Genomic DNA, 26,389 nt, shown 5'->3' on the forward strand with positions numbered 1-26,389 from the left:
GCAACTTCCAGCCAGAGCGCGACCAACCTCGTCCGAGGCGGATGTCGCACGGCCTTCGTCGACTGTCGCCACCCGCCGGGACGCCCCGCGCGGGCAAGGAGGAACCATGTCCAATGTCCCCGAAAAACGAAATCTAAGCATCATCATCGTCGGTGCCGGCACCGGCGGCCTCTGTCTTGCCCACGGCCTCAAGCGCGCCGGCATCGCCGTCAACGTGTTCGAGCGCGACCGCACCCGCAAGGATGGGCTGCAGGGCTTCCGGGTCGGCATCGATCCCGATGGCTGCCGCGCTCTCGACGCCAACCTGCCGCCGGCCCTGTACGAGACCTTTCTGGCGACCTGCGCCGTCTCCCCGCAATGGTTCAACATGCTCAGCGAGCACTATGGCGAACTGCTGAGCCTGAAGCCCAGCCCGCCGAGGGATCCGCGCCATGGCGAGCGTTCCGTCAGCCGCATGACGCTCCGCCAGGTCCTGCTGACGGGTCTGGAGGACGTCACCCATTTCGACAAGGTGTTTTCCCGCTACGAACAGCACCCGGACGGCAAGGTCGAAGCCTTCTTCGAGGACGGTTCGAGTGCGGTGGCCGACCTGCTGGTCGCGGCCGACGGTTCGAATTCGCGCATCCGCCGGCAATATCTGCCGCAGGCCGGCATGGACGACACGCTGATCCGCTCGATCGGCGGAAAGGTGCCCGCCACGCCGGAAACCCTGGCGCTTCTCACCCCCAAGATTCATCGCGGCGTGACGCTCATCCTGGCTCCCGGGGGGTTCGGCGCCATCCTCCATGTCATGGAATTTCCCTGGGACGAGGCCGGCGCACCCAAGCAGGGCATCGGCGCGACGGACGCCGACCTGATCGCCCAATGGCCCGGCCTGCGCTTCGACAACAGCCGCGACTATATCAGCTGGGGCATCTGGGCGGCGGCCGACAAGTTTCCCGAGGACCTGCGCGCGATGAACGGGAACGCCCTGCTGGCCCTGAGCCAGCGCCTCACCGCCACATGGCACCCGGACTGGCGCAAGCTGCTGGCTGCGTCCGATCCGAATTCCCTGTTTCCGGTGGTCATCCGCACCTCGGTGCCCATCGAGGCCTGGACGCCTTCCAGCGTTACCTTGCTGGGCGATGCCATCCACACCATGACCCCGGGACGCGGGGTCGGCGCCAATACGGCGTTGCGCGATGCCGCGCTGCTGACCCGCCATCTGCAGGCGGTGCAGGAGGGCCGTTCGGGCCTGGTGGCGGCGATCGGCGCCTATGAGGCCGAGATGCGGCGATACAGCGCCGAGGCGGTCGAACGGTCACGCCGGCAGATGGACGGGCGCACGGCGATCCACAAGCCGGTGATCGGACGCATCCTGCTGGCCTGCCAGCGCACCACCATGCGCCTCATCAACGTCACGCCGCCGCTGAAGCGAAAGATGCTACGCTCGCTGGAGGGCCTTCGCGGCGGCGAACGCGAGGTGGAGGGACAGGTGTAGCCAGCAATGCCGCCCGGTCGCAACCGCGCAGGAACACGCCATCCATGCTAATCTCGCAGACTACCGAACCGACGGTGGGTGATCGCCATGTTGGAAACGGACAAGCTGTTCACGGGCTCCATCCCGGAAAATTACGACCGCTATATGGTGCCGCTGATTTTCGAGGCGTTCGCCGCGGACCTGGCGCGACGGGCCGCGTCCCTGTCGCCCATCTCAGTCCTGGAAGTCGCCGCGGGCACCGGAGTCGTCACCCGCGCGCTCGCGCCGAAACTCTCTCCCGACGCCCGTTATGTCGTCACCGACCTCAACCAGCCGATGCTCGACCATGCCGCCGCGCGGCAGGCTCCCGACAGCCGTATCACCTGGCGCCAGGCCGATGCCCTGGCGCTGCCTTTCGATGATGCCGCCTTCGATCTCGTCTGCTGCCAGTTCGGCGCCATGTTCTTTCCCGATCGGCCGGCCGCCTATCGCGAGGCAAGGCGGGTGCTCAAACCCGGCGGCCATTTCCTGTTCAACGTCTGGGATCGGATCGAGGAGAATGTCTTTGCCGATGACGTGACAAAGGCACTCGCGGAGATCTTTCCGGACGATCCGCCGCGCTTCCTGGCGCGCACGCCGCATGGCTATCACGACACCGGACTGATCTGCAGCGATCTAGAGGGTGCCGGCTTCGCCCGCGTGCTGATCGAGACGAGAGCCGAACAAAGCCGCGCCCCTTCCCCGCGGCTGCCGGCCATCGCCTATTGCCAGGGAACCCTGCTTCGCACCGAAATCGAGGCCAAGTCGCCGGGAAGCCTCGACGCGGCAACCGATCACGCCACATCCGCGATTGCAGGCCGACACGGCCTTGGCGAAGTTGCCGCCAAGATCCAGGCCCATGTCATCGTGGCCACGGTCTAGCTCACTTGAGATGAAACGCGCCAATTTGTCATAGCCGGGCTTGATCCAGCTATCCAGAAGCCCCCCCCGCTCGCCAGGCGGCTGGATTGCCGGATCAAGTCCAGCAATGGCAAAGCCCGTGCACCTTTGCCCAATGCCTGAGTGACCGCATCCGCGGAGCACCGGCACGGCAAACCGGCAAGAACGGACTTGCCGCGCGCGACAAACTCCTGTTTGGTCCGCGCATGCCCGACCCGCGAAATTCCGCCTCCCAAACCCTGCCGCAATTGCTGGTGACCCCCGGCTTCGCCGATTATCGCCTGGTCGATTGCGGTGAAGGCCGCAAGCTCGAACGCTTCGGCAAGCTCCTCGTTGATCGTCCCGAGCCGCAGGCCATGGGCCTGCGCCTGAAGCCCGAGGCCTGGGACAAGGCCGATGCCGTCTTCCTGGGCATGAATGCCGAGGACGAGGGCTCGGATGGGCGCTGGAAATTCGCCGGCAGGCCGGTCGAGACCTTCCCGGTCTCCTATCGCGGCGTCGCCTTCCACGGCCGCTTCACGCCCTTCCGCCATCTCGGCTTCTTTCCCGAGCAGGCCCCGCATTGGGACTACATGATCGAGGCTCTTCAGGCCCTGAAGCGACCGGCCCGGGTGCTCAATCTGTTCGGCTATACCGGCGTCGCCTCCCTGCTCGCGGCCAAGCATGGCGCCCAGGTCACCCATGTCGACGCCTCCAAGAAGTCGATCGGCTTCGCGCGCGAGAACCAGGCCCTTGCTGGCCTCGCCGATGCCCCGATCCGCTGGATCGTCGACGACGCCATGAAGTTCACCGCGCGCGAGCAGCGCCGCGGCTCGCAATACGACATCGTCCTGCTCGATCCGCCCAAATATGGCCGCGGCCCCGGCGGCGAGGTCTGGGACCTCTTCCGCGACCTGCCCAAGATGCTCGACCTCTGCCGCGCCGTGCTCACCGACAAGCCGGCCTTCGTGATCGTCACCGCCTATGCCATCCGCGCTTCCTTCGTGGCGGTGCACGAGCTCACCCGCGAAGTGTTCGGCGAACTCGGCGGCGACATCACCTCCGGCGAGCTCGTCGTCTCGGAGGAAGGCTCGGGGCGCCTGCTCTCGACCTCGCTCTATTCGCGCTGGAGTGCCGGCGGAGGCGCCGCATGAAGCCCCGCTTTCAACGTCCCCGCCCGGCAGCACCTGCCGCGCCCGTCTCCCGTGTCGTGACCAGCCTGACCAATCCGCTGATCAAGGACATCCGCGCGCTCGAGATGCGCAAGGTCCGCCAGGAGGCCGGCCTCTTCATCGCCGAAGGGCTGAAGCTGGTGGCCGATGCCATCGAGGCCGGCTGGCCGATCCGTATCCTGGTGCATCGCTCGGGCGAAGAAAAACCGATGCTCGCCCGCGCCATCAGGGCTACCCAGCAGGCCGGTGGCGAGGTGCTCGAGGTCACCGGCGAAATCCTGGAAAAACTGTCGCGCCGCGACAATCCGCAGACGGTGATCGGCGTCTTCGAGCAGCGCCTGGAAAAGATCGATAGCGTCAAGATCGCACGCGATCAGATCTGGATCGGGCTCGACCGGGTCCGCGATCCCGGCAATCTCGGCACCATCATCCGTACCGCCGATGCGGTCGGCGCCGAGGGTATCGTGCTGATCGGTGACACGACCGATCCCTTCGGCATCGAGGCCGTCAGGGCCACCATGGGTTCGATCTTCAACGTCCGCCTGGCGACGGCGACGCCGCAGGCCTTCCTCGCCTGGCGCAAGGGCTTCGAGGGCCTCGTGGTCGGCACGCATCTGTCCGGCACGCATGACTATCGCGAGGTCGCCTATGCCGGCCGCCCCTGCCTCCTGCTGATGGGCAATGAACAGCAGGGCCTGCCCAACGACCTTGCTGGCGCCTGCAGCCATCTCGTCAAGATCCCGATGCGCGGGCAGGCTGATTCCCTCAACCTGGCCGTGGCGACCGGCGTGATGCTGTTCGAGATCGCGCGCGGGCAGTTGAAACTGGGATGAGAAGCCGCCGATGATCGCAAGGCTCCTCAGCATCGCAGGCCGTATCGTCCTGGTGCTGGCGGCGGCGCTCGCGACGCTGTGGGGCACGCTGGCATTGTGGTATCGCCTACCTCTCGGCGAGTTTGGCCGCTATGCCGTGCCGGCCATGTGGCTCATCCTCGCTTTCCTGGCTTTGGCCGGCCTCCTCGCGGCACGCTGGCGGCTCGCTTTGCCTTTCGTCGCTGCCTTCGCTGCCCTGCTGGTGTGGTGGGCCACCATCCAGCCGACCGGCAAGGGCGATTGGGCTGATGACGTAAGCCGCCAGTTTACCGCCACGATGGAAGGGTCCACGGCGAGGCTGACCAATGTGCGTGATTTCGAGTGGCGCTCGGACAGCGACTTCACGCCGCGCTGGGACGATCGCAGCTACGATCTCGACACCATCACCGGCGTCGACCTGTTCGCCTCCTATTGGGCCGGGCCCGCCATCGCTCATACCATGCTGAGCTTCGGCTTTGCCGACGGAAGGCACCTCGTCTTCTCGGTGGAGGTCAGGCGCCGGAAGAGCGAGGTCTATTCGGCGATCTCCGGCTTCTTCAAGAATGATGAATTCGTCGTCATCGCAGCCGACGAGCGCGATGTCATCCGCGTGCGCTCCAATGTCAGGGGCGAGGACGTGCAACTCTTCTGGCTGCGTACCGGCCGGGCCGAGGCCAAGGAACTGTTCCTCTATCTGCTCTCGGAAGCCAACGACCTTGCGGCCAAGCCGCGTTTCTACAACACGGCCACCACCAACTGCACCACGGTGCCCTTCCACCTCGCCCGCAGGCTCGACCCCGGCCTGCCGCTGGATTGGCGCGTGCTGGTCAGCGGCTATCTGCCCGATTATCTCTACGACATCGGCGCCCTCAGCCATCAGGTGCCGCTCGGCGAACTGCGCAAGCTCGGCAGCATCGATGCACGCGCCAAGGCCGCCGGCGACAGCCCCGATTTTTCCACCCTCATCCGGGTCGGCGTGCCCGGCCCCTGACGGCGCAGCGGGTCCCGGGCGAGCGATGACCCGGGGCACCGGGAAGAATATCGGCGCAGCCGTCAATTGTCGTATCGTTGATGATCTGAGATTACCGCCGGCTCGAAAGGTCCGGCGGCCGAACGGAAAGAGCCGCATGCCGACAGTGGTGCCCGGGATCCTCGCCGACCAGATCAAGGCCGTTTCCAAGACGGCCTTGCCCCCCAGCCTCGCCGGCTATGCGCAGATGTGGTCCGTCGGCGTTGCCGGGCCGCTCTACGACATCTATTTCGTCGAAACCCTGGGCGGGCCGCGCACGATCGCTTTCATGAAGCTCTATTTCCGCTTCTCCTCCGAGGGCAAGGAAGGCTGGCCGGATCGCTCGGAGGCGATTGCTTTCGCCCGGCGGTGGCAGGCCGACATCCAGAAGAAATTCAATGTCAAATCCCTGACCACCACGCCGAGCGGCCGCATCGTCGGGCTGGAGTTCCATTTCGCCCAGGGACTGTTCAGCTTCGATCCGGGCGATCATTGGCTGATCGACGTGGTGAAGGTTCCGCAGGGCCAGTTCTATTCCAGCCAGGTCAAGCGGGCCCATGGCACCACCATCGGGCACACGACGCTCTCCAGCAACGACCTCGCCCCGATCACCCGGCAAAAGGACGGCCATCCCTACAAGCAGCGGCCCGCCATCCACGAATTCGCCCATATGATCGATCTGCGCGACGAATATCTGGACATTTGCGATGCCAACGGCCTGCGCGCGGACGGCCTCAAATGCAACGCGGTGCCTCGCGATCCCCGCTACATCAAGGATTACCCATCCGTCGCCAACAGCGGCGAGCAGATACGTCCTCGCCACCTGGAGACGATCAAGAACTGGACGGCCATGGCCGCGCCGCTGTCGCCCCTGGAGCTGGGCCGCCCCTCCTTCAAGGATACGTTCGACGCACTGCTCTTCCTGAAGGAGGCGCCACGCAACACGTTGAAGCCTCCGCTGAAGCTGGCGGGGGTACTGTAGTCGGGCCGAAAGGACTGGCCACCAAATTGGTGTCGCTTCTTCCTATTTCAGGGTCCACACGCTGGTCTTCTTGATCTCCAGGTCCTCGAGATCCCTGGAGACCGGCACCTGGTATGTCGCCAGCAGGCTGAGTTCATCCCTGGGCAGATAGGTCCGGCCGGGATCGCCTACCAGGATGGTGGCTCCCCGTTCGCGCCAGCCCTTGAGCCACATCAGCACTTCGGCCGAGATTTCGCGATCGTAGAAAATGTCGCCCGCCAGGACGACGTCGGCGGGACAATCATGGCGGCCGAGGACGTTCTCGCCCGAAGGCTCGATCGCCACGCCGTTGAGATCGGCATTGAGCCGGATGGCTTCCACGGCGAATTCGTCGATATCGGCGGCAAGGGCCTGCGCCGCCCCCGCCTTCATCGCCGCGATCGCCACCAGGCCCGAACCCGAGGCGAAGTCGAGCACGCGGCGGCCGGCGACATGCTCCGGATGGTCGATGATATAGCGCGCCAGAGCCTGGCCGCCGGCCCAGGCGAAGGCCCAGAAGGGCGGCGGCAGCCCCATTTCGCCGAGCTCCTCCTCGGTCTTCAGCCAGAGCGGCGTGACCTCGTCGGCAAGATAGAGGCTGATCTCCGGCGCATGCGGCACAGGCAGCGGGCGCGTATTGGCGGCGATGAAGGCTCTGCGATCTCCAATCGTATCTTTACGATTGCCGGTCACAGCCGCAACTGGCGCTCATAGAGGTCGGGCAGGTCGTTCTCGAGCAGCACGACGTCGCCGGCCTTGAGATTGGCGCCCATCCAGGCCTGCGCCGCGGCAAAGCTAGCGCATTCCACCACCTGGCCATCGGGCTTGGCCGCCTTATAGGCGTCGATGAGGTCGCGGATGCGGTCAGGGGCCACGGCCAGCAGGATGTCGACGGTATCGCCGGCCTTGGCGCCGATCTTGCGATGCTCCTCGGCATGGGCGGCGCCGAGTTCGACCATGCCCGGTGTCACCAGGATGCGTCGGCCCTCGCCGGAAACCAGCAAGGGCAGGATCTCCAGGGCCGAGGCAAAGCCCGCGGGATTGGAATTATAGGCATCGTCGACGATGACCGTGCCGTCGGCCTGGCGCTTCACCTCGAGGCGGTGGCTGATCTGCGGCGTCGAGCGCATGGCGATCTCGGCCGTCTCGGCGTCGATGTCCATGGCCAGCGCGGTGACGAAGGCAATCGCCATGTTGCTGCCGTGGTGCAGGCCGTAAAGCGGGGCGGAGAGCTGGTAGTCCTTGCCGAGATAGGTCAGCGAGACCTTCAGCCCGTCCTTTTCCTGGACGACCTCGTTGATGCGGGCTTCGCTGCCCTCGCCATTGCCGACCAGCACCATCGAGGCGCGGTGGGCATCGGTGAACTCCTTGGCGTCCTTGAAGGCGAGCACGGCATCGTTGATGATCGCCTTGCCGTTGCGCGCGATCGCGGCGGTGGGCAATTCGAACTTGGTCTTGGCCACGGTGTCGAGCGACTTGAAGCGCTCGTAATGGGCGGCTCCGACCGCCGTCACCACCGCGATGTCGGGCGGGGCGAGGCGGCAGAGGCGCTCGATCGAGCCCGGCCCATAGGCGCCCATCTCCACCACGAAATGGCGGTGATAAGGCTCCAGGCGCTCGCGTACGATGCGGGCGATGCCCATCGGCGTGTTGACCGAGCCGGGGGTGATCAGCGCCGAACCGGCGCTTTCGAGCAGGTGGCCGAGGATGTGCTTGGTCGAGGTCTTGCCGTAGGAGCCGGTGACGCCGACGATCACCGGCGAAAGGCGCTTGAGCTTTTCATGCGCCTCGTTCCAGAAACGCAGCTGGATGCGGTTCTCGCCGGGTTGCAGGATCATCACCGCCGCGACCAGGGCGAAGGGGATCGACTGGATCAGGAGCACGACCCAGACCGGCGCCACGCCGAAGCCGACCCCGACGAGGCCGATCACCAGGACCAGGGCGAAGGCGACGCGCAGGATGCGGGTAGCGCGCTGCGTCATCGCCAGCTTCTTCTTGCCCGTCTGGCGCGGATCGCGCTCGCGCCGCGCCACGACCAGCAGGATCACCGCGATGAACAGGGCGAGCACCGTGACCGGCGAGGGGTAGAGCTTGGCCATCACCGACAGGAGGACGATGGCAAGGCTCGCCTTGGTGTCGACCACCACATTGTAGAAGAGCCAGTGCAGGAAGCGCCTGCCGTCATATTCCTCCTGCTGGAAGATATGCAGATATGTCAGGAAGCGTTTCCAGGCGAAGGGAATGAAGCCGATGAGGACCAAAGCGGCGGCGAGGTAGGGCGAGTTCAGCACGGGGGCCAGTGTTTCCAGCATCAAGCCTCCAGGAGCTTGGCAACCGTATGGGCGATCTGGGGGCCGCCATCGGACAGAACGGTGTAATGGTCGAGGCCGGGCAGGATGCTGACGCTGGCGCCCGGGATGAGCCGGCCCATGCGTTCGCTCATCTCCGGTGGTGCCTGGTCGTCGAGCGCGCCGCAGATGATGCGGACGGGAATGCGGATGGCCTTGATAGCCTCGCTCTGGTCCTCGCCCACCACCTTGACGAAAACAGGGCGCATCGCACCGGCATTGCGGTAATCGGCCGAACCGAACTTGGCCTTGCGGGCCGACACATCGACGCCGAGCTTTTCGAGAAGCTTAAGCACCTTGAAGGTGCGCACGCGCAGGAAGATCTTCAGCCGGGTCATCAGGCTGCGGATGGGCTTGAGGCCATGCGAACCCACCAGCACCATGCCGTCGAGGACATCGGGATGGCGGGCCGCCAGGCGCAGGCCGACACGCCCGCCGAAGGAATGCCCGACCCAGATGCGCCTGCCGCGTGGCAGGGTCGCAAGCCATTCGGCCACGGCATCGGCGTAATCGGCCGTGTCCCAGATGCCGCCATGGCCAGTCTCGGGCGGCGCCGGGCTCTGGCCGAAGCCGGGAAAATCGATCAGCGTGTGATGGGCTGCCCGCTCCAGCGATCCGGCCAGGGCCTGGAAAGCCCGGTGATCCTGGCCCCAGCCATGGGCCCAGATGACGTGCGGAGCCCCGGCCTCGAGAGGCTTGCCCAGCGAGACGATGGCATGGGAGGCACCCTTGGCAGTGAAAGTCGAATGGGTCAGCATAGTCCTTCCGGCAGGTCCGTGGTTCCGTACCACGCAGCTTTGGGGGCGCCGGCCTGTCCTTCATCCTGCAGGGTCAGGATATGGGCCTGCGTTCCATAGTCGAAGTGCCAGAATTCGTACGCGTAGTTGGTAAAGCCCACGTTAACCATCGCATTGACCAGGATGCGGCGATTGACCAGGCGCGTATCGTCGGCAGCGATTTCGCCCCGCTGCAACAGGCGCTCATAGTGATCGGTATAGGAGCGCTCATGGGCCTCGTCGAAGCCGGCACCGTGATCGAGCATGGTACCGGTGGACGCATCCACCAGCACGACATCGACCGAGCCCCCGGTGGAATGGATCGGCCAGGTCGTTTCGTCCTCGCGGTCGAAGCGGCGCGGATCGGAGACGAAGGTACGGACGATTCCCTCCTGCTCGGCCGCGGAAAGCTCAGGACGCTCGGCCGCCACCTGCTTTTCGAAGAAGGTCCACAGGCCGGCCTGGGTCTCGATCGGCCTGTAGGCGTCGAGCACCTTGAGCCGCAGGCCGAGGCCGGAGACAGCGGCATCGACCTCGCGCACCAGGCGCGCCACGCTGGCGCGGGCCGCCACCGTCTTCACTGCACCCGCGATCGGCATGAAATAAGGCGCATTGCCGCCGTCGGTCCGGGCATACCAAGCCTCGGTGAGCAGCCCTTCCGCCGCCAGGTCGACCAGCGGCTCGTTCCAGCGCGGATCGGCACGGTCGAAGGGGATCCATCTGTATTCGACCGGCGTGCCGTTCGGATCGGGGCGGAGACGGAGGGGGGCGTGGAGATCGGGCATGGCCTGCCGATAGCAGAACGGCATGCCCAGGTCGAGGCAAAGGAAACACTGCGGCTGGGACCGCGGACGTCTCGTCCGCATCTTCCCATCCTGCAGCCTCGGTGTTTCCAAGAGCGGACGGGACGTCCGCGGTCCCAGCCGCGGCGTTTCCCGGAAATCAAAGAAACTTCGCGGCCACCTTGCCATGGGCCTCGCGCAGGGCGCCGAGGTCTACACCCACGGGCAGGCCGTCCTCGACGCGCCATTGGCCGGCCACCATCACGCGGTCGGCGCGATGGGCGCCGCAATGGACCAAGGCGGCGATGGGATGATGGGCGCCGGAAAAGCGCAATTCGTCCAGCGTATAGAGGGCCAGGTCCGCTTCGAGCCCCACCCTGATCGCGCCGATGTCGTCGCGGCCGAGACAGCGGGCGGAGCCTTCGCTGGCCCAGCGCAGGCAGTCGCGCCAGGAGACGGCCTCGGCCCCATGGGAGAGGCGGTTGATCATCAAAGCGTGGCGCACGCCTTCCATCAGGTTGGAGGAATCGTTGGAGGCCGAGCCGTCGACGCCGAGGCCGACAGGCGCACCGGCCTTTTCCAGAAGGCCCGTATGGCAGAAACCGGAGGCGAGCACGGCGTTGGAGGTCGGGCAATGGCAGACGCCGACGCCGTGGCGGCCGAGCGTGGTGCAATCGTCGGCGCTGAAATGGATGCCGTGGGCAAGCCAGGTGCGCGGCGACATCCAGCCCACCTCATCGAGGAGTTCGATCGGCCGGCACTTGTAGGTGGCGAGGCAGAAATCGTCCTCGTCATGGGTCTCGGCGAGATGGGTATGCAGGCGGCAGTCGAAGCGCTCGGCGAGGTCGGCCGTCTTGCGCATCAGCTCCTTGGTCACCGAGAAGGGCGAACAGGGCGAGAAGGCGATTTGCGTCATCGCCCCCGGACGGGTGTCGTGATAGGCGCTCGCCACGCGCTCGCAATCGGCCAGGATTGTGTCCTCGTCCTGCACGACGGAATCGGGCGGCAGGCCGCCATCCTTCTGCGACAAGTTCATCGAGCCGCGCGACACCGTCATGCGGATGCCGAGCTTGCGGGCCTCCTCGACCTCGATATCGACGGCATTCTCCAAGCCCTTCGGGAAGACATAATGATGATCGGCCGCCGTGGTGCAGCCGGACATCAGGAGCTCGACCAGCGCGAGGCGCACCGACAGGCGGAAGCTGTCGGGATCGAGGCGCGACCAGATCGGATAGAGCGTTTTCAGCCAGGGAAACAGCGGCTGGTCGCAGGCATCGGGATGGGCGCGGGTGAGCGTCTGGTAGAAATGATGATGGGTGTTGACCAGGCCGGGCAGCATGACATGCCTGGACGCATCGAAGACCTTGTCGACGGGCGAGACCGGCTCGCGCCCGGCCGGCACCAGCTCGACGATATGGCTGCCCTCGACGACGATGCCGCGCTCGGCGCCCTCGGCGAGGACGGCAAGCGGATCCTTGAGCCACAGGCGCATGAGGTTTCCTCGAAAGCTGGTCTTGGTTGCGCGCATAAGAGCGCGCCCGGCAGGCGAGGCCAAGCGGTATTAAATTGGAAAATGTTTCGCGCAGATCTTCCGGGTGCACGGGCGTCCCGCCCGTTCTTGCTGTTCCAACGATCGTGGCTCAAGAACGGGCGGGAGGCCCGTGCACCCGGAAAAAATCAGAAGAAGGCCTGGATGCCGGTCTGGGCACGGCCGAGGATGAGGGCGTGCACGTCATGCGTGCCCTCATAGGTGTTCACCGTCTCCAGGTTCTGCGCCACGCGCAGCACGTGGAACTCGTCGGCGATGCCGTTGCCGCCATGCATGTCGCGGGCAACGCGGGCGATGTCGAGGGCCTTGCCGCAATTGTTGCGCTTCATCAGGCTGATCGCCGGCGGAGCGGCGGTGTGGGCGTCGAGCAGGCGCCCGAGCTGCAGCGCGCCGAGCAGGCCGAGGGCGATCTCGGTCTGCATGTCGGCGAGCTTCTTCTGCACGAGCTGCGTCGCCGCCAGCGGCCGGCCGAACTGCTTGCGGTCGAGCGTGTATTGGCGGGCGCGGTGCCAGCAGAACTCGGCCGCACCCATGGCGCCCCAGGCAATGCCGTAGCGGGCCTTGTTGAGGCAGCCGAACGGGCCGGACAGGCCCTTGGCGTTGGGCAGCAGGTTTTCTTCCGGCACCACGGCGTCCTCGAGCACGATCTCGCCGGTAATCGAGGCGCGCAGCGAGAGCTTGCCCTCGATCTTGGGTGTGGAGAAGCCCTTGGTGCCGCGCTCGACGATGAAGCCGCGGATGACGTCGTCCAGCTTGGCCCATACCACCGCGATGTCGGCGATCGGCGAATTGGTGATCCACATCTTGGTGCCGTTGAGCTGGTAGCCGCCGGCAACCTTGACCGCGCGGGTCTTCATCGAGCCGGGATCGGAGCCGGCGTCAGGCTCGGTGAGGCCGAAGCAGCCGACGAGTTCGCCGCGGGCGAGCTTGGGCAGGTACTTCTTGCGCTGCTCCTCGCTGCCATAGGCATGGATCGGGTGCATCACCAGCGAGGACTGCACCGACATCGCCGAGCGATAGCCCGAATCAACCCGCTCCACCTCGCGGGCGACGAGGCCATAGGCGACATGGCCGAGGCCGGCGCCGCCATAGGCTTCCGGAATCGTGGCGCCGAGCAAACCGAGTTCGCCCATCTCCGACATGATCGCGCGGTCGAAATCCTCGTCGCGGTAGGCCTTGAGCACGCGCGGCATCAGCCTGTCCTGCGCGTAGTCGCGCGCGGTGTCGCGGACCAGCCGCTCCTCTTCCGTGAGCAGCGATTCGAGATCGAGCGGATCCGACCAGTCGAAGGCGTCGCTCGCCTTTTTGATCGCGTCGCTGGCGTCATGAAGCTTGATCGCCGCGTCCACCATGGCCATACCCTCCATTAAACAAATTTGGCGCGACATTGGTCGCGCTGGTTGCGGGCGTCAAGACAAGAGTGGCAGGCGAATGAGCGCAGTGGAGCATGGCGGCAATCTCGGCGAGGCACGTCGCCTCTTTCCGCAGGCCTCCGGGCCCTGGATCGATCTTTCCACCGGCATCAATCCCTGGCCCTATCCGATCCCGGCGATTCCGGCCGAATCCTGGACTGCCCTGCCCTCTCCCGACGAGGCCCGGGACTTGGAGGCCGTGGCGGCGCAGTGCTACGGCGTGCCCTTCGATGCCTGCGTAGTTGCGACACCGGGCACGCAGGCGGCCATCCAATGGCTGCCGCATCTGTTCGCCGCCGGCACGGTGAGCGTGCTGAGCCCGACCTATGCCGAACATGCCCGCAGCTGGGCGCTGGGCGGCCACCACGTGCGCGAGGCGCGTCGCTTCGAGGAACTGGCTGGTTCCGAGATCGCCGTCCTCGTCAACCCGAACAATCCCGACGGCAATTTCTTTGGCCGCGAGGAGTTGCTGGCGCTCGCCGCCGAGAAATATGCCAGGGGCGGCGCCCTCATCGTCGACGAGGCCTTTGCCGATGTGATGCCGCAGGTGAGCCTGGCCCCCATGGCCGGCACGCAAGGCCTGGTGATGCTGCGCTCCTTCGGCAAATTCTTCGGCCTGGCCGGCATTCGGCTCGGCTTCGTGCTGGCCGAGCCTTCACTGACCGGCAAATTGCGTCAGGCCATGGGGGCCTGGGCGGTTTCGGGCGAGGCCATCGCCATCGGCCGCGCCGCGCTCGCCGATATCCTCTGGCAGAACGGCACGCGCACCTCGCTGCGTGCGGCGCGCCAGAATCTCGACGAGGACCTGACCAAGGCCGGTGCGGTGATCGGCGGCACCGATCTCTATCGCCTGCTGCAGACCGCGCATGCTCCGGCCCTGTTCCGCCAGCTCGGCCAGGCCGGCATCTGGGTGCGCCGTTTCTCCGCCAATCCGCGCTGGCTGCGCTTCGGCCTGCCGCCCCATGCGGAAGCCGAGGCGCGCCTGCGCGCCGTGCTGGCCCGCTACCACAAGAACGGCACACGGGCGATGTGAGGGACTCCTGGGATCGCCGGCATCCTTGCCGGCTCTTCCTTCCGGCAAGCGACGTGTTTCCAAGAGCCGGCAGGGATGCCGGCGATCCCAGGAACGAGTGCCTCAAGCCGCGAGCCTGGCGCCTATCTCACCCAACACCTCCTCCAGCGGCAGCAGGCCGTGCATGGCGCCGCTGCCGTCGGCGGGGACGCCGTCCTCTATCGCATGGGCGAAGCACACGGCCGGATCGGCCTCCAGCCTGGCCTTCAGCGCCTGGATCTTCGGGAAGGGCGTGAGATCTACCGCCTGGTGGAACTCGGCCCAGCGCGCCACGCCGACGAAGACCGCATCGGCCAGGCTCGGCCGGTCACCGATCAGATAGGGCGCACCGCCGATCATCGCCTCGAGCTGACGATGGCGGTGGGCAACCAGGCCGCGACCGAAGGTTCGCAGTGCCTGCCTGTAATCCTCGCTGCCATCCTGCATTTCCAGCGCCACCCAGAGCGGCGTGAAGGCGCCGGTGAAGCCGGTGTTCAGGAAGCCGATAAACTGGTGCATGCGATGCGCTTCGGCGCTGCCCGGCTCGAAGCTGATGCGGCGCTCGTCGTCGCGCAGTTCGAGCCAGCGGGCGATCGCCATCGTCTCGGTCAGCACGCTGCCATCCTCTCGGATCAGCACCGGCGTTTCCTGGCGGCCGTTCACCCTGGCATAGGCCTCGGTGAGCATGTCGTCAGGCATGTGAACGCGAGTGAGGCGATAGGGCTTGCCGAGCCATTCGAAGGCGGCGACGAGGCCGAGGGAGCTGCCGGCGGGATGGCCGGCGAAAAGGATCGGTTTCATTGTCATATCTCCTGGTGGGTTGATGATGACAATATGCCTGCATGGACTTTGGACCTGTAGACTGGCATTCATGGATCTAAAGTCCATATTTGGAGACTTTGAATGTCGAACCTCAACGACTTCATCCTCTTTGCCCAGGCTGTCGAGCATGCCGGCTTTGCCGCTGCGGCCCGGCAGCTCGGCATCCCCAAATCGACGGTGAGCAAGCGCGTGGCCGAGTTGGAGGCGCGGCTCGGCGCCCGCCTCCTGAACCGTACCTCCCGCAGCTTCGTGCTGACGGACGCCGGCCGGGAGGTGTTCGAACATGCCCGGGCGGCGATGATCGAGGTCGAGGCGGCCGAAAGCGCCGTGCTGGCCCGGCGAGCCGAGCCGAGCGGCATCGTCCGCATCACCGCTTCGGTTCCCACCGCGCAATTCCACCTCGCCGCCCAACTGCCCAGGCTGGCCGCCGCGCTACCCAAGCTGCAGGTCCAGCTCCATGTCACCGACCGTTTCGTCGACCTCATCCAGGAAGGCTTCGACATCGCGCTCCGGAGCCATTTCGGACCGCTCCCCGATTCCGACCTGATGGCCCGTCCCATTCACCGGGAAGCGATCGGGCTGGTCGCTGCCCCCGCCTATCTCGCCGCCAGGGGAAGACCGGCCGCACCGGAAGACCTTGCCGGACATGACGGCCTTCTCACCCAGCCGAGGGCGCCGGTGTGGAGGCTGGCCGCGGGCGGTCAGGCGGCCGAAGTCACACCCCATGCCCGCTTCTTCGCCGACGAATCCGTCGCCTTGCTTGAAGCGGCCAAGGCCGGCCTCGGCATCACCGCCCTGCCCCGCTCGATCAGCGCGGCAGCCGTCGTCGATGGCTCCGTCGTGCCCGTGCTGCCGGACTGGCAGGCGGGCGAGGTCACCACCACGGTGCTGACGACCCATCGGCGCGGGCAACTGCCGGCCGTGCGCGCCGTGGTCGATTTCCTGGCCGGCTCCCTGCGGCCGGCTAGCTCAGGCGATTGACGCGGGTTCGGGTACCTTGCGAAACAGGACGACAAGAGGGCATCCTCCCGCCACGCAACGATATCAGGAGGAAGGCATGGCTGGGCGCGAACACCGCTACAAGGTCACGGTCGTCTGGACGGGCAATGAGGGCGAGGGCACCTCGACCTATCGCGGCTATAGCCGCGCCCACCAGATCCTGGCCGAAGGCAAGCCTGTCATCGAGGGGTCGTCCGATCCGAGTTTTCGCGGCGACGCCACGCGCTGGAACCCCGAGGACCTCTTGGTCGCCTCGCTCTCGGCCTGCCACAAGCTCTGGTATCTTGGCCTGTGCTCGCAGATGGGCGTCAACGTGCTCTCCTACGAGGACGAGGCCGAAGGCGTGATGGTCGAGGTGGCCGGCGGCGCCGGCCAGTTCGAGAAGGTCACCCTGCGCCCGCACATCGTGGTCGCCGCCGGCTCGGACCTGCAAAAAGCCCATGACCTGCACGAGAAGGCGCATGAGATGTGCTTCATCGCCCGCTCGGTGAATTTTCCGGTCGGGCATGAGGCGGAGATCGTGCTGGCAGGGACATAGAGCGTTTTTCTTTTTGGGCGTGCCGGTCGGTGGGACGATAGAGCGGACGGGACGTCCGCGGTCCCAGCCTTCGTGGTTCCGACGCGAACCTTGTCAGCGTCACGCGGGAAACGGCGCGGCTGGGACCGCGGACGTCCCGTCCGCCCCCGCCCATGCCCCATGATGGCGTATCTCCCCTTGACTTCCGCAATTTGTGATCACAAAATTGGGATCACATTTTTCGAGGAAGCGCGCATCATGACCTTGCACCAGACCAATCTCACCACAGCGGAACTGCGTGCGATCGATGCCGCGCATCATTTGCATCCCTTCACCGACACCAAGGGCCTGAATGCCGAGGGCGCGCGCGTCATCGTCAAGGCCAAGGGCGTGCATCTGTGGGATTCGGAAGGCAACCAGATCATCGACGGCATGTCGGGTCTGTGGAACGTCAATATCGGCTATGGCCGCGAGGAAATCGTCGACGTCGTGGCGCAGCAGATGCGCGAACTGCCCTTCTACAACACCTTCTTCAAGACCACCCATCTGCCGGCGATCGAGCTTTCGCGCCTGCTGGCGGAGGTGACGCCGCCGCAGTTCAGCCGGGTGTTCTTCACCGGCTCGGGCTCGGAATCCAACGACACCATCATCCGCATGGTGCGCCATTACTGGGCGGCCCAGGACAAGCCGGGCAAATCGACCATCATCGCCCGCAAGAACGGCTATCACGGCTCGACCATCGGCGGCGCCTCGCTCGGCGGCATGACGCCGATGCATGCCCAGGGCGGCCTGCCGATCCCCGGCATCGTCCATATCGCCCAGCCCTATTGGTATGCCGAGGGCGGCGACCGCAGCCCGGAGGAGTTCGGCCTGTGGGCGGCGCGTGAACTCGAGCGCACCATCGACGAGCTCGGCGCCGACAATATCGCCGCCTTCATCGCCGAACCGATCCAGGGTGCCGGCGCGGTGGTGATCCCGCCCGCAACCTACTGGCCTGAGATCCAGCGCATCTGCCGTGAGCGCGACATCCTTTTGGTCTCGGACGAGGTGATCTGCGGCTTCGGTCGCACCGGCGAGTGGTTCGGCTGCGAATATTTCGGCGTCGAGCCCGACATCATGGCCATGGCCAAGGGTATCTCCTCCGGCTACCTGCCGATCGGCGGCGTGATGGTGACGGAAAAGGTGGCCGAGGTGATCGCCAATGCCGGCGACTTCAACCACGGCTACACCTATTCGGGCCATCCGGCCTGCGCCGCGGCGGCCATCGCCAACATCAAGATCCTGCGCGAAGAGAAGATCGTCGAGCGCGTCAAGGACGATATCGGCCCCTATATGCAGAAGCAGTGGCTGGCGCTGGGCGATCATCCCATGGTCGGCGAAGCGCGCATGATCGGCCTGATCGGCGCCCTCGAACTGACGCCGAACAAGAAGGCCCGCGCCTCCTGGCCGGTGGAGACGGGCACGGTCGGCCTGATCGCCCGCGACTTCTCCTTCCAGCACGGCCTCGTGATGCGCGCCACCCGCGATACGCTGATCATCGCCCCGCCGCTGGTGATCAGCCATGAGGAAGTCGACGCCCTGATCGCCGCCGCCAAGAAGACGCTCGACGACAGCTGGGCCGAGGTGAAGCGGCGCGGATATGTGTGAGGAGTGAGAAGTCACCCCTCATCCCCCGGCCGGGACCTCTCGTCAACTCAAGAGAGTTGACGAGACCCGCAAGGGGAGAAGGGGTTTTAGTGGGTTAGGTCAAGTTCAACGGTACGGTCCCGAGTAGCGCGTCCCGAGCCAGACAAATTCCCTTCTCCCCTTGCGGGAGAAGGTGGCGGCAGCCGGATGAGGGGTGGTGGCACCGCCCTCACCGATAACGCCGCGGCCGCGTCGAAACCGCCAGCGAGGCTACCGTAACGCCGTTCGCCACCGCTCTCTCAAGATCTTCGCTCTCGGCCAAACTGGCGAAATAACCGGCCGAGAAGGTGTCGCCGGCTCCGATCGTGTCAACGACCTTTACCTGCGGGGCCGTCACCCTCACATGCTCGTCCCCGCGCCAGGCCAGGGCGCCCTTGGGCCCGCATTTGATCACCAGGCTGGCACCGGCGGGCATCGGAGGCCGTATCCTATCGGCGGCCGCCTCGACGGTTTCGGCGCCGGTGAGCCCCTTGGCCTCGATGTCGTTGATCAGGACATGCTCGCAATGGCCGATCCAGGCGTTCACCCGCGCACGAACCTCATCCGTCCAGCCGCCATCCGGCCAGCCCGTATCGAGGGCGATGCGATAGCCGCGATGCCGCAGGATGGCGATCAACTCGTCATAATCCGCAAGCAAGGCCGGTATCACGAAGGGTCCGACCAGCAGGGCCACGCAGCCCTGCCCTGCCTCGTCGAGCTGCGCCAGCACGTCCTTGAGCCCGAAGGCATGCAGATGGCCGGTGGTGGTAAAAAAGGTGCGGTCCCCGTCGGGATGTCCGATGCCGACCGAAACCGTGGTCGCCCCCTCGGCCACCGTCCAGCCCTCGGCCCGCGCCCCGAAAGGCTCGGCCAGCCAGCGGCCGAGCATGTCGTTGCCGCGGCTGGTGATCAGCCTGTAATCGACGCCAAGGGCATCGAGGGCCAGGGCCGTGTTGCCGGCGGCGCCGCCGACGCGGAATTCGCTCTCGGGCACGATCACTTCCGTGCCCGGTTGCGGCCAGGGCGCCTGCGGGCCCATTACGAGATCGACATTGACGTTGCCGATCAGAAACAGCGGTTCCCTCATAGCTCCGTCGTCACCTTGGTCGAGCGCAGGGGCTCGCCGACATGATCGACCCGGCCGGCCGCGAAGGTCACCAGGAAGGCCTGCAGCGCCGGCAGCACGGCGAAAATGGCCGCCATGCCCTCCTCGCGCGGCAGGCGGACAGTGACGGCATCGGCGATATCGGCCTCGCCGGAGAGATCGAACACCACCACCGGCGATCCGGCCGCGCGGCAGGCCGCCGCCAGCCCCGGCGCGAGGCCGGCCGAGGGGCCGGCGGCGCGCAGCAGCACGATGCCGCTCGCCGGCGACAGCATCTCCATCGGCCCATGCCGCAACTGGCCGCCTTCCAGGGCCAGGGCCGGCAGGCGGGCGAGTTCCATCACGCAGAGCGCGCCGGATTCGGCCACGCCCTGCAGCTCGGCCCGGCCGCTGAGGATGAGGGAGGTACTGGCGCTCAGAGCCGACAGCGCCGCCCCGAGATCGGGCCGGACGGGCGCGTCAAGCATGGCGAGCGCCCTTTGCGCCGGCAGGCCCAGTGCAGCAAGCACCGCCAGGTGCAGCGCGTGGCTGACCAGGAGGCTGCGGGTGGCGGCGAAGGCCTTTTCCGATCCGCCGACACCGACGAGGGCGGGCGCGCCGCGACCAAGCGCACTGTCGGCGTCGAGGGTGAGCCCGAAACGTTCCTGCCGCCCGGCGGGCCGTTCGAGAAAGGCGACGATCTCGCCCGAATTGCCGGATTGCGACACCAGCAGCACCGTGCGCTCGCGGTCGGGCTGCGGCGTGATCAGGAGTTCGGACACCACCTCAGTCTCGACCTCGATGCCAAGCCGGCGATAGAGCACGGCGGCTGCGCGGTTGACCCAGTGCGAGCCGCCCATGGCGGCCAGGGTCAGCCGGCCGGTACGGCGGATGCTGTCGGCCAGCCGCGCGGCCATCGGCCCGGCGCCATGGAAGGAGGCCAGTGCATCGGCATGCTGCCTGCTCATTTCGGCCTCGATCATCGCCAGGCCCGTGCCCGGCACGATTGTACTCATGATATCAACCCTTGACGCTGCCGGCGGTGAGCCCGGCAACCAGTGACTTTTGCAGGATGAAGGCGATCAGAACCGGCGGCAGCGCCGTCAGCAGGCCCGCAGCCGAGACCAGGCCGAAATCGGTGGCACGGCCGGCGGCGAAATCGGCGATGGTGACGGTGAGGGTCTTGGCGTTCTGGTTCGAGGTGAAGAGCAGGGCGTAGAAGAATTCGTCCCAGGCCAGCAGGATGGCGAACAGCGCCGCCGTGGCGACGCCGGCCCTGGCATAGGGCAGCGTGACCCACCACAGGGTCTGCAGCGTCGAGGCCCCATCGATCGCCGCCGCGCTCTCGAGCTCGCCGGGCACCGCATCGAAGGAGGATTTGATGAACCAGGCGGTGAAGGGCGTCAGGATCGAACAATAGACGATAATCAGGCCGAGCACATTGTTGAGCAGCCCGAGCATCGAAAGCAGAAAATAGAGCGGCAGGATCAGCGCCACGGCCGGCGTCATATAGGTGGCGAGGATGCTGTAGAGCACCACCGAGACGCCGCGATTGCGGTAGCGCGAAAAGGCCCAACCGGCCGGCACCGCCACCAGCAGCGACAACGCCGTGGCGCCGAGCGAGCTCAGCAAGCTGTTGCGCAGCGCCATCAGGAAGGCTTCGCCTGGGCTGTTGGCCTCGAAGGTGAGCAGGCGGGCATAGCGGCTGAAGTCGACGTGGCGCGGGACGAGCGACAGGGGCTTGGCGGTGAGATCCGAAGGCAGCGATATGCTCATTACACCGAGCCATGCCACCGGCGCCAGCGTCACCACCAGGAACAGGGCGACGCCGCAATACAGGAAGAAAGTTGCGATGGAGCTTCGCTGCATGATCAAGCCTCCTGCCTGCGCATCAGCCGGACGTAGAAGCCGACGAAGACCATGCAGATCAGCACCACGATGAGGGCGTAGGAGGCGCCCGATCCCACCCGCATGAAGCGGAAGGATTCCTCATAGACAAAGAAGCTCATGGTCTTGGTCGAGCTCGCCGGGCCGCCCCGTGTCATCACATAGAAGATGTCGAAGACTTTCAGTGCCTCGATCGAGCGCAGCACCAGCGCCACCAGCAGCGGCGGCGCGATCACCGGCCAGGTGACGGCCTTGAAGCGCTGCCAGGCATTGGCCCCGTCGAGCGTGGCGGCACCGTAGAGTTCCAGCGGCGCCGACTGCAGTGCGGCCAGTACGATCAACGCCACCAGCGGATAGTTCTTCCAGACATCGGCGACGATCACCGCATTCATGGCGCTGCCTTCGGTGCCGAGCCAGCTGCGATAGCTTTCCATCAGCCCGCTCTGGGTCAGCACTGCATTGAGGACGCCGAAATCGGGCTGGTAGATCAGGCGCCACATCAGGGCGTTGACGATGGTAGGCACCGCCCAGGGCAGCACCAGCAGAGCCCGGCAGAAGGTGCGGCCGCGAAATTTCTCGTTGAGCAGCAGGGCGACCGCGATGCCGAGCAGGGCCTCGGCGCTGATCGAGACGACGGTGAAATAGATCGTCCGGCCCGCTGCGGCGAGAAATTCGGAATCGCTGAAGGCGTAGGCGAAGTTCTCCAGCCCGATGAAATGCGCCGCCCCCGGCCCCGCCATCAGGCGGGTATCGGTGAAGGCCAGCCACAGGGTCATCAGGATGGGATAGCCGACCGCCGCGAACACGATGACCAGCATCGGGCCGAGCAGAAGCCATGGTGAGGGCATGCCGACACGGCCGCTCATCATCAGGCAGATTCCTTCCAGCAAGACGGGAGGGCGTATCCGCCTCCCTAAGTCGGTATTTGGCGCTTGGGCACCGAGACGAGCGCAACCTTTGTCATTGCCGGGCTTGCCCCGGCAATCCAGCTCCTCTTTCGAAGCGAAGTCCGGATGCCCGGGTCAAGCCCGGGCATGACAAAGGTCGGTGCCCACCAATCCCTTACCGGATGCGCGCGGCATCCTTGGCCGCGGCCGCGAGGGCGTCGGCGGGCGAAGTCTTGCCGGCCAGCGCGTTCTGGATCTGCGCCTGCAGGATGGTCGAGAGCTCCTGGTAGGAGGCGACAGTCGGCCGCGGCGTCATCAGGCCGATGGAGATATCGGCAGCCTTGACCAGGCTCTCCTGGCCCTTGGTGACGGCAGGATCGGTGTAGGACGCCTTCCAGATCGGCAGGCTGAGCTTGGCATATTGGTCCTGCACTGGCTTGGAGGTGAGATAGGCGATGTACTTCCAGGCAAGATCCGGCTTGGTCGAGCCGGCCGTGATGCCGAGCGCCATCGAGCCGTTCACCCCCGAAGCCGTGCTCTTGCCCTCGACGCCGGGCGCCGGCACCACGCCGACCTTGCCCACCACCTTGCTTTCGGCAGGATCATTGGCCTTGGCATACATATAGGTCCAGTTGAGCGCGAAGGCCGCGTCGCCCGCCGAGAACACCTTGCGGACGTCCTCTTCCAGATATTCCTTGGAATTGGGGTTGGAGAGGCCGTTCTTGAGGCTGTCGGCCATGTAGGTGACCGCGTCGAGCGAACCGCCCTTGTCGAAGACCGGCTTGTCCCCTTCGAAGAACTTGCCGCCATAGGCAGCCGTCAAGGTCACGTAGTCACAGATGACCGCCTCGGCCTGCGACCAGCTCCAGACGATGGGATATTGCACCAGCCCCTTGTCCTTGATGATCTTGGCGTCCTTGGCCAGTTCATCCCAGGTCTTGGGCGGCTCCTTGATGCCGGCCTTTTCGAGAATCTCGGTGTTGTAGAACAGATATTTGGTGTCGAGGATCCACGGCATGCCATAGGTCTTGCCGTCATAGTTCACGGTGGCCCAAGCCCCGTCGAACACCTTGGAGCGATCGAGATCCTTCAACCGGTCGGTGACATCGACCAGGACGCCGTTCTGCGCGAAGGCGGCCGGCCAGATCACGTCGTAGAGCACCACGTCATAGCCGGCGCCGCCGGCGGCCTTGGAAGCCACGATCTTGTCGTAGAGGGCTTCATAGGGCACGAATTCGGCATTGACGGTGACGCCGGGGTTTTCTTTCTCGAAGGCTGCCGTCATCGCCTTGACGTCGGCGTCGCTATAGGCGGCCTGCGCCATGAACAGGGCATTGAGCGTCTCGGCCGCGGCCGGCGACAATCCCGCCAGGGCCGTCATCGCCAGCCCGGCCAGCACAGACTTGTGAATTCCAGACATTGCAATCATCTCCCGCTTGCAATTCGATCAGCAGCTCATGGCCGCCCTGCATGGTTCAGGGGCGCGGAGAGTTCTCGATGGCTCTCGATCGTTTTCTGCGGCCCGGAAAATTATTAACTCAATTTGTTTGAATGTAAACATGCTGCCATAGTTGCCCGTGAAATGATGAACGGGGTGGGTGACATGGCGAGGCGCGAGGCGGACAGGACACCCCAACCAAGCCGGAGCGTTGCGGGGACCAATCTCGAATTCACCCGCTCCCACAACCGGCGCGTCGTGCTCGACACGATCCGCCGGCTGGGGCCGGTCTCGCGGGCCGAGATCGCCCGTGAGACCGCACTCACCAACCAGACGATCTCCAACATCGTCGAGGAACTGGAGCAGGCCGGCTTCGTCCTGGCCGGCGAGCCCAAGCGCGAAGGGCGGGGCCAGCCTTCCATCCCCTATGCCATCAATCCCGAGGGTGCCTGGTCGCTCGGCTTCCATGTCGACCACAGTGCCATCATCGCGGCCCTGGTCGACCTCACCGGCAAGCCGGTCGCCATCCGCGAGATTCCGGCCCAGCGCCCCTCCCCCCACAGCGCGGCGCCCGCCTTGCGGCAGCTCGCCGACGAACTGATCGGGGAAGCAGGCATCCCCGCCTCGCGCCTGCTCGGCGCCGGGGTCGCCCTGCCGGTGCGTTTCGGAGTCGGTGCCATCACCACCGCCGGTCCGACCACCCTGCCCGGATGGGACGATCCCGATGCCAGGCAGCATATCGCCGAAGCGCTCGAACAGCCCGTGCAGATCGAGAACGACGCCATGGCGGCGGCGATCGGTGAACGCCTGCATGGCGTCGCCCGCGCGATCGACAGCTTCGTCTTCCTGTTCCTGGACGAGGGGCTCGGCGCCGGCGTCTTCCTCGGCGGCCAGCCCTGGCGCGGCGCCTCGCTCAATGCCGGCGAGATCGGCCACATGATCGTGGCACCCAACGGCAAGCCCTGCCCCTGCGGCAACCGCGGCTGCCTGGAACGCTATCTTTCCCTGAGCGCGGCCCAGGAATTCCTGGCCGACAAGGAATTCCTCGCCGATCAGCCCGGTGCCCCTGCTCTCTTCGAACTGGACGGCGCGCTATCCGCCCCCGTCGAGCGCTGGGTGGCGGACGCCGCCCCGTATCTGGCCGGCGCCGTCAACATCCTGGAATCGACCCTCGATCCTGAAACCATCCTGCTCGGCGGACTTGCCCCGGCCGGCGTGCTGGCCAGCCTGATCGAAAAGGCCATGCCGTTGCCGATGTCGGTGGGTTCGCGCAGCGGCCGCAGCCTTCCCCGCCTGATGGCCGGCTCGGTGGGACATCATACCGTCGTGCTCGGCGCCGCCTCGCTGCCGATCTTCGACGAGATCAATCCCCGCTTCGACGTGCTGCTGAAGCATTGATCGTGGGGATCGCGAAAGCACCCGAGTTTTCCGAGGGGCTACTCCACCGATCAAACTCCCCTCTGATCTCCACTCAGCCCTCGATCCGGCCCGGCGTGACCCGATAGATGGCAGCCCGGTCGGCGATCGCCTCGAAGGCGGAGGGATCGGCCCCGGTCAGCCAGACCTGCGCACCGAAGCTTTCGAGCCTGTCATAGAGGGCTGCCCGCCGCATTGGATCGAGATGAGCGGCGACTTCGTCGAGCAGGACGATCGGCGTCATGCCGGCGAGACGGGCGACCAGCCGCGCATGTGCCAACACCAGCCCGAGCAGCAGGGCCTTCTGCTCGCCGGTGGAGGCGCGCTCGGCAGCGATGCCCTTGGGGCCGTGCACGACGAGGAGATCGGTCAGATGCGGCCCATCGAGCGTGCGGCCGGCGGCTCGATCCCGTGGGCGCCCCTCACGCAGGGTCTGGCGATAGCGCTCCTCCACGGCCAGCGCCGGCTCGTCCAGCACGGCATTCTCGATGACGCCGTCGAGGGCGATGCGGGCATGGGGGAAGGGCGAGGCGGGATCGATCTCCTCCTCGATCAGGCCGGCGAGACGGCGTACCGTATCGGCGCGCGAGGCCGCCACCGCAATGGCGAGGTCGGCCACCTCATGCTCGGCGGCATCCAGCCAGCGCTGATCGGCCCTGGGATCCTCGAGCAGGCGGTTGCGCGAGCGCAGCGCACGTTCGAGCGCATTGACGCGAGTGCCATGGCCGGCATCGACAGCCAGCACCAGCCGGTCGAGGAAACGCCGCCGTTCCCCGGCGGAGCCGGAGAACAGCCCGTCCATCGAAGGCGTCAGCCAGACGAGGCGCAGATGATCGGCAAAGCTTGCGGCCGAGGATACCGGCTGGCGGTCGACACGGTATTTGCGCGGACCGTTTTCAGGGCCTTCCAGCCCGGTGCCGAGCTGCGCCGGGCCGAGCGCGCCCTCGACCTCGGCCGCGACGGCAAAGCTGCCGGGCCCGTCCTCGCTGGCCATGCCCTCCAGATCCGCCCTACGCAGGCCCTTGCCCTGGGTGAACAGCGAGATGGCCTCGAGTACATTGGTCTTGCCGGCGCCGTTCTGCCCCGTAAGCACCACCATGCCGGCGTCGACGGCAAGATCGAGCCGCGGATAGGACCGGAACGAGGTGAGGATCAGGCGGGTGATGCGGGGAGAGATCATGGAAACGGCTTCCAACTCACTCAAAAGCGAGTGAGACGCGGGAGGCCTTCTCCACGAAGTGGGGAAGGTGGCCCGACGAAGTCGGGTCGGATGGGGTGCGGCCCGCTAGCTGTACCCCATCCGGATAGAACGGAGCGAGCGGGCCGCATCCCATCCGTCATTGCTTC

The 26,389-nt window shown here is 66.1% G+C and carries 24 protein-coding genes; 11 read left to right on the plus strand and 13 right to left on the minus strand.

Going from position 1 to position 26,389, the window contains the following annotated elements:
• Positions 1 to 106: 106 nt before the first annotated feature.
• From U1R88_RS30375 to U1R88_RS30400, 6 genes are all read left to right on the plus strand, one after another.
• Positions 107 to 1,480, plus strand: a complete 1,374-nt coding sequence (locus U1R88_RS30375; protein WP_322434657.1) for an FAD-dependent oxidoreductase — start codon at positions 107 to 109, stop codon at positions 1,478 to 1,480.
• An 87-nt stretch (positions 1,481 to 1,567) separates the two neighbouring features.
• Positions 1,568 to 2,380 (plus strand): class I SAM-dependent methyltransferase, encoded by an 813-nt coding sequence (locus U1R88_RS30380; RefSeq protein ID WP_322434658.1) that lies wholly within the window; start codon positions 1,568 to 1,570, stop codon positions 2,378 to 2,380.
• 224 nt (positions 2,381 to 2,604) lie between these two features.
• Entirely contained in the window at positions 2,605 to 3,531 is a 927-nt protein-coding gene (locus tag U1R88_RS30385) for a class I SAM-dependent methyltransferase (protein ID WP_322434659.1), read from the plus strand.
• Positions 3,528 to 4,382, plus strand: coding sequence for a TrmH family RNA methyltransferase (locus tag U1R88_RS30390; protein ID WP_322434660.1), 855 nt, complete (start codon positions 3,528 to 3,530; stop codon positions 4,380 to 4,382). Before U1R88_RS30385 ends, U1R88_RS30390 begins: the two co-directional genes overlap by 4 nt.
• A 10-nt stretch (positions 4,383 to 4,392) precedes the next feature.
• Positions 4,393 to 5,391 (plus strand): Lnb N-terminal periplasmic domain-containing protein, encoded by a 999-nt coding sequence (locus U1R88_RS30395; protein ID WP_322434661.1) that lies wholly within the window; start codon positions 4,393 to 4,395, stop codon positions 5,389 to 5,391.
• A gap of 136 nt (positions 5,392 to 5,527) precedes the next feature.
• Positions 5,528 to 6,391, plus strand: a complete 864-nt coding sequence (locus U1R88_RS30400; protein ID WP_322434663.1) for a hypothetical protein — start codon at positions 5,528 to 5,530, stop codon at positions 6,389 to 6,391.
• A gap of 42 nt (positions 6,392 to 6,433) precedes the next feature.
• Here U1R88_RS30400 and U1R88_RS30405 read toward each other — a convergent pair whose 3' ends face one another.
• From U1R88_RS30405 to U1R88_RS30430, 6 genes are all read right to left on the minus strand, one after another.
• Positions 6,434 to 7,102 carry a class I SAM-dependent methyltransferase gene (locus U1R88_RS30405; protein ID WP_322434664.1) on the minus strand — a complete coding sequence of 223 codons (669 nt, stop codon included), beginning with the start codon at positions 7,100 to 7,102 and terminating at the stop codon, positions 6,434 to 6,436.
• On the minus strand, positions 7,099 to 8,721 hold the full coding sequence (locus tag U1R88_RS30410; RefSeq protein WP_322434665.1) for a Mur ligase family protein: 1,623 nt from the start codon (positions 8,719 to 8,721) through the stop codon (positions 7,099 to 7,101). Before U1R88_RS30410 ends, U1R88_RS30405 begins: the two co-directional genes overlap by 4 nt.
• On the minus strand, positions 8,721 to 9,515 hold the full coding sequence (locus U1R88_RS30415) for an alpha/beta fold hydrolase (RefSeq protein WP_322434667.1): 795 nt from the start codon (positions 9,513 to 9,515) through the stop codon (positions 8,721 to 8,723). The genes U1R88_RS30410 and U1R88_RS30415 overlap by 1 nt, the downstream gene beginning before the upstream one ends.
• Positions 9,509 to 10,342, minus strand: coding sequence for a M15 family metallopeptidase (locus tag U1R88_RS30420; RefSeq protein WP_068295786.1), 834 nt, complete (start codon positions 10,340 to 10,342; stop codon positions 9,509 to 9,511). Before U1R88_RS30420 ends, U1R88_RS30415 begins: the two co-directional genes overlap by 7 nt.
• 133 nt (positions 10,343 to 10,475) lie before the next feature.
• On the minus strand, positions 10,476 to 11,807 hold the full coding sequence (locus tag U1R88_RS30425; protein WP_322434669.1) for an 8-oxoguanine deaminase: 1,332 nt from the start codon (positions 11,805 to 11,807) through the stop codon (positions 10,476 to 10,478).
• Positions 11,808 to 11,992: 185 nt separating this feature from the next.
• Entirely contained in the window at positions 11,993 to 13,216 is a 1,224-nt protein-coding gene (locus U1R88_RS30430; protein ID WP_322434706.1) for an acyl-CoA dehydrogenase, read from the minus strand.
• A 79-nt stretch (positions 13,217 to 13,295) separates the two neighbouring features.
• On the opposite strand from U1R88_RS30430, the gene cobD reads away from it, so the two are divergent.
• Positions 13,296 to 14,309, plus strand: a complete 1,014-nt coding sequence (cobD, locus tag U1R88_RS30435) for a threonine-phosphate decarboxylase CobD (RefSeq protein WP_322434671.1) — start codon at positions 13,296 to 13,298, stop codon at positions 14,307 to 14,309.
• A 102-nt stretch (positions 14,310 to 14,411) separates the two neighbouring features.
• Here the strand turns inward: cobD and U1R88_RS30440 are convergent, their stop codons facing one another.
• A complete protein-coding gene (locus U1R88_RS30440; protein ID WP_322434673.1) occupies positions 14,412 to 15,128 on the minus strand; it encodes a glutathione S-transferase family protein in 717 nt (238 codons plus the stop codon).
• 102 nt (positions 15,129 to 15,230) lie between these two features.
• Between U1R88_RS30440 and U1R88_RS30445 the strand changes: the two genes are divergently transcribed.
• From U1R88_RS30445 to U1R88_RS30455, 3 genes are all read left to right on the plus strand, one after another.
• Positions 15,231 to 16,130 carry a LysR substrate-binding domain-containing protein gene (locus U1R88_RS30445; protein ID WP_322434674.1) on the plus strand — a complete coding sequence of 300 codons (900 nt, stop codon included), beginning with the start codon at positions 15,231 to 15,233 and terminating at the stop codon, positions 16,128 to 16,130.
• A 76-nt stretch (positions 16,131 to 16,206) separates the two neighbouring features.
• Positions 16,207 to 16,686: an OsmC family protein gene (locus U1R88_RS30450; RefSeq protein ID WP_322434675.1), complete on the plus strand. Its 480-nt coding sequence runs from the start codon at positions 16,207 to 16,209 to the stop codon at positions 16,684 to 16,686.
• Between the two features lie 237 nt (positions 16,687 to 16,923).
• A complete protein-coding gene (locus U1R88_RS30455; protein WP_322434676.1) occupies positions 16,924 to 18,312 on the plus strand; it encodes an aspartate aminotransferase family protein in 1,389 nt (462 codons plus the stop codon).
• A gap of 208 nt (positions 18,313 to 18,520) precedes the next feature.
• Here U1R88_RS30455 and U1R88_RS30460 read toward each other — a convergent pair whose 3' ends face one another.
• From U1R88_RS30460 to U1R88_RS30480, 5 genes are all read right to left on the minus strand, one after another.
• Positions 18,521 to 19,417 carry a carbohydrate kinase family protein gene (locus tag U1R88_RS30460; protein ID WP_322434677.1) on the minus strand — a complete coding sequence of 299 codons (897 nt, stop codon included), beginning with the start codon at positions 19,415 to 19,417 and terminating at the stop codon, positions 18,521 to 18,523.
• Entirely contained in the window at positions 19,414 to 20,430 is a 1,017-nt protein-coding gene (locus tag U1R88_RS30465; RefSeq protein WP_322434678.1) for an SIS domain-containing protein, read from the minus strand. Before U1R88_RS30465 ends, U1R88_RS30460 begins: the two co-directional genes overlap by 4 nt.
• Positions 20,431 to 20,434: 4 nt before the next feature.
• On the minus strand, positions 20,435 to 21,286 hold the full coding sequence (locus tag U1R88_RS30470) for a carbohydrate ABC transporter permease (protein ID WP_425545504.1): 852 nt from the start codon (positions 21,284 to 21,286) through the stop codon (positions 20,435 to 20,437).
• On the minus strand, positions 21,286 to 22,167 hold the full coding sequence (locus tag U1R88_RS30475) for a carbohydrate ABC transporter permease (protein ID WP_425545505.1): 882 nt from the start codon (positions 22,165 to 22,167) through the stop codon (positions 21,286 to 21,288). Before U1R88_RS30475 ends, U1R88_RS30470 begins: the two co-directional genes overlap by 1 nt.
• Positions 22,168 to 22,363: 196 nt before the next feature.
• A complete protein-coding gene (locus U1R88_RS30480; RefSeq protein ID WP_425545501.1) occupies positions 22,364 to 23,608 on the minus strand; it encodes an extracellular solute-binding protein in 1,245 nt (414 codons plus the stop codon).
• 183 nt (positions 23,609 to 23,791) lie between these two features.
• On the opposite strand from U1R88_RS30480, the gene U1R88_RS30485 reads away from it, so the two are divergent.
• A complete protein-coding gene (locus tag U1R88_RS30485) occupies positions 23,792 to 25,024 on the plus strand; it encodes an ROK family transcriptional regulator (RefSeq protein WP_322434681.1) in 1,233 nt (410 codons plus the stop codon).
• Between the two features lie 73 nt (positions 25,025 to 25,097).
• Here U1R88_RS30485 and recF read toward each other — a convergent pair whose 3' ends face one another.
• A complete protein-coding gene (gene recF, locus U1R88_RS30490; RefSeq protein WP_322434682.1) occupies positions 25,098 to 26,222 on the minus strand; it encodes a DNA replication/repair protein RecF in 1,125 nt (374 codons plus the stop codon).
• Positions 26,223 to 26,389 lie beyond the last annotated feature (167 nt).

The organism is Labrys sedimenti (assembly GCF_034424805.1).
Classification (GTDB): domain Bacteria; phylum Pseudomonadota; class Alphaproteobacteria; order Rhizobiales; family Labraceae; genus Labrys; species Labrys sedimenti.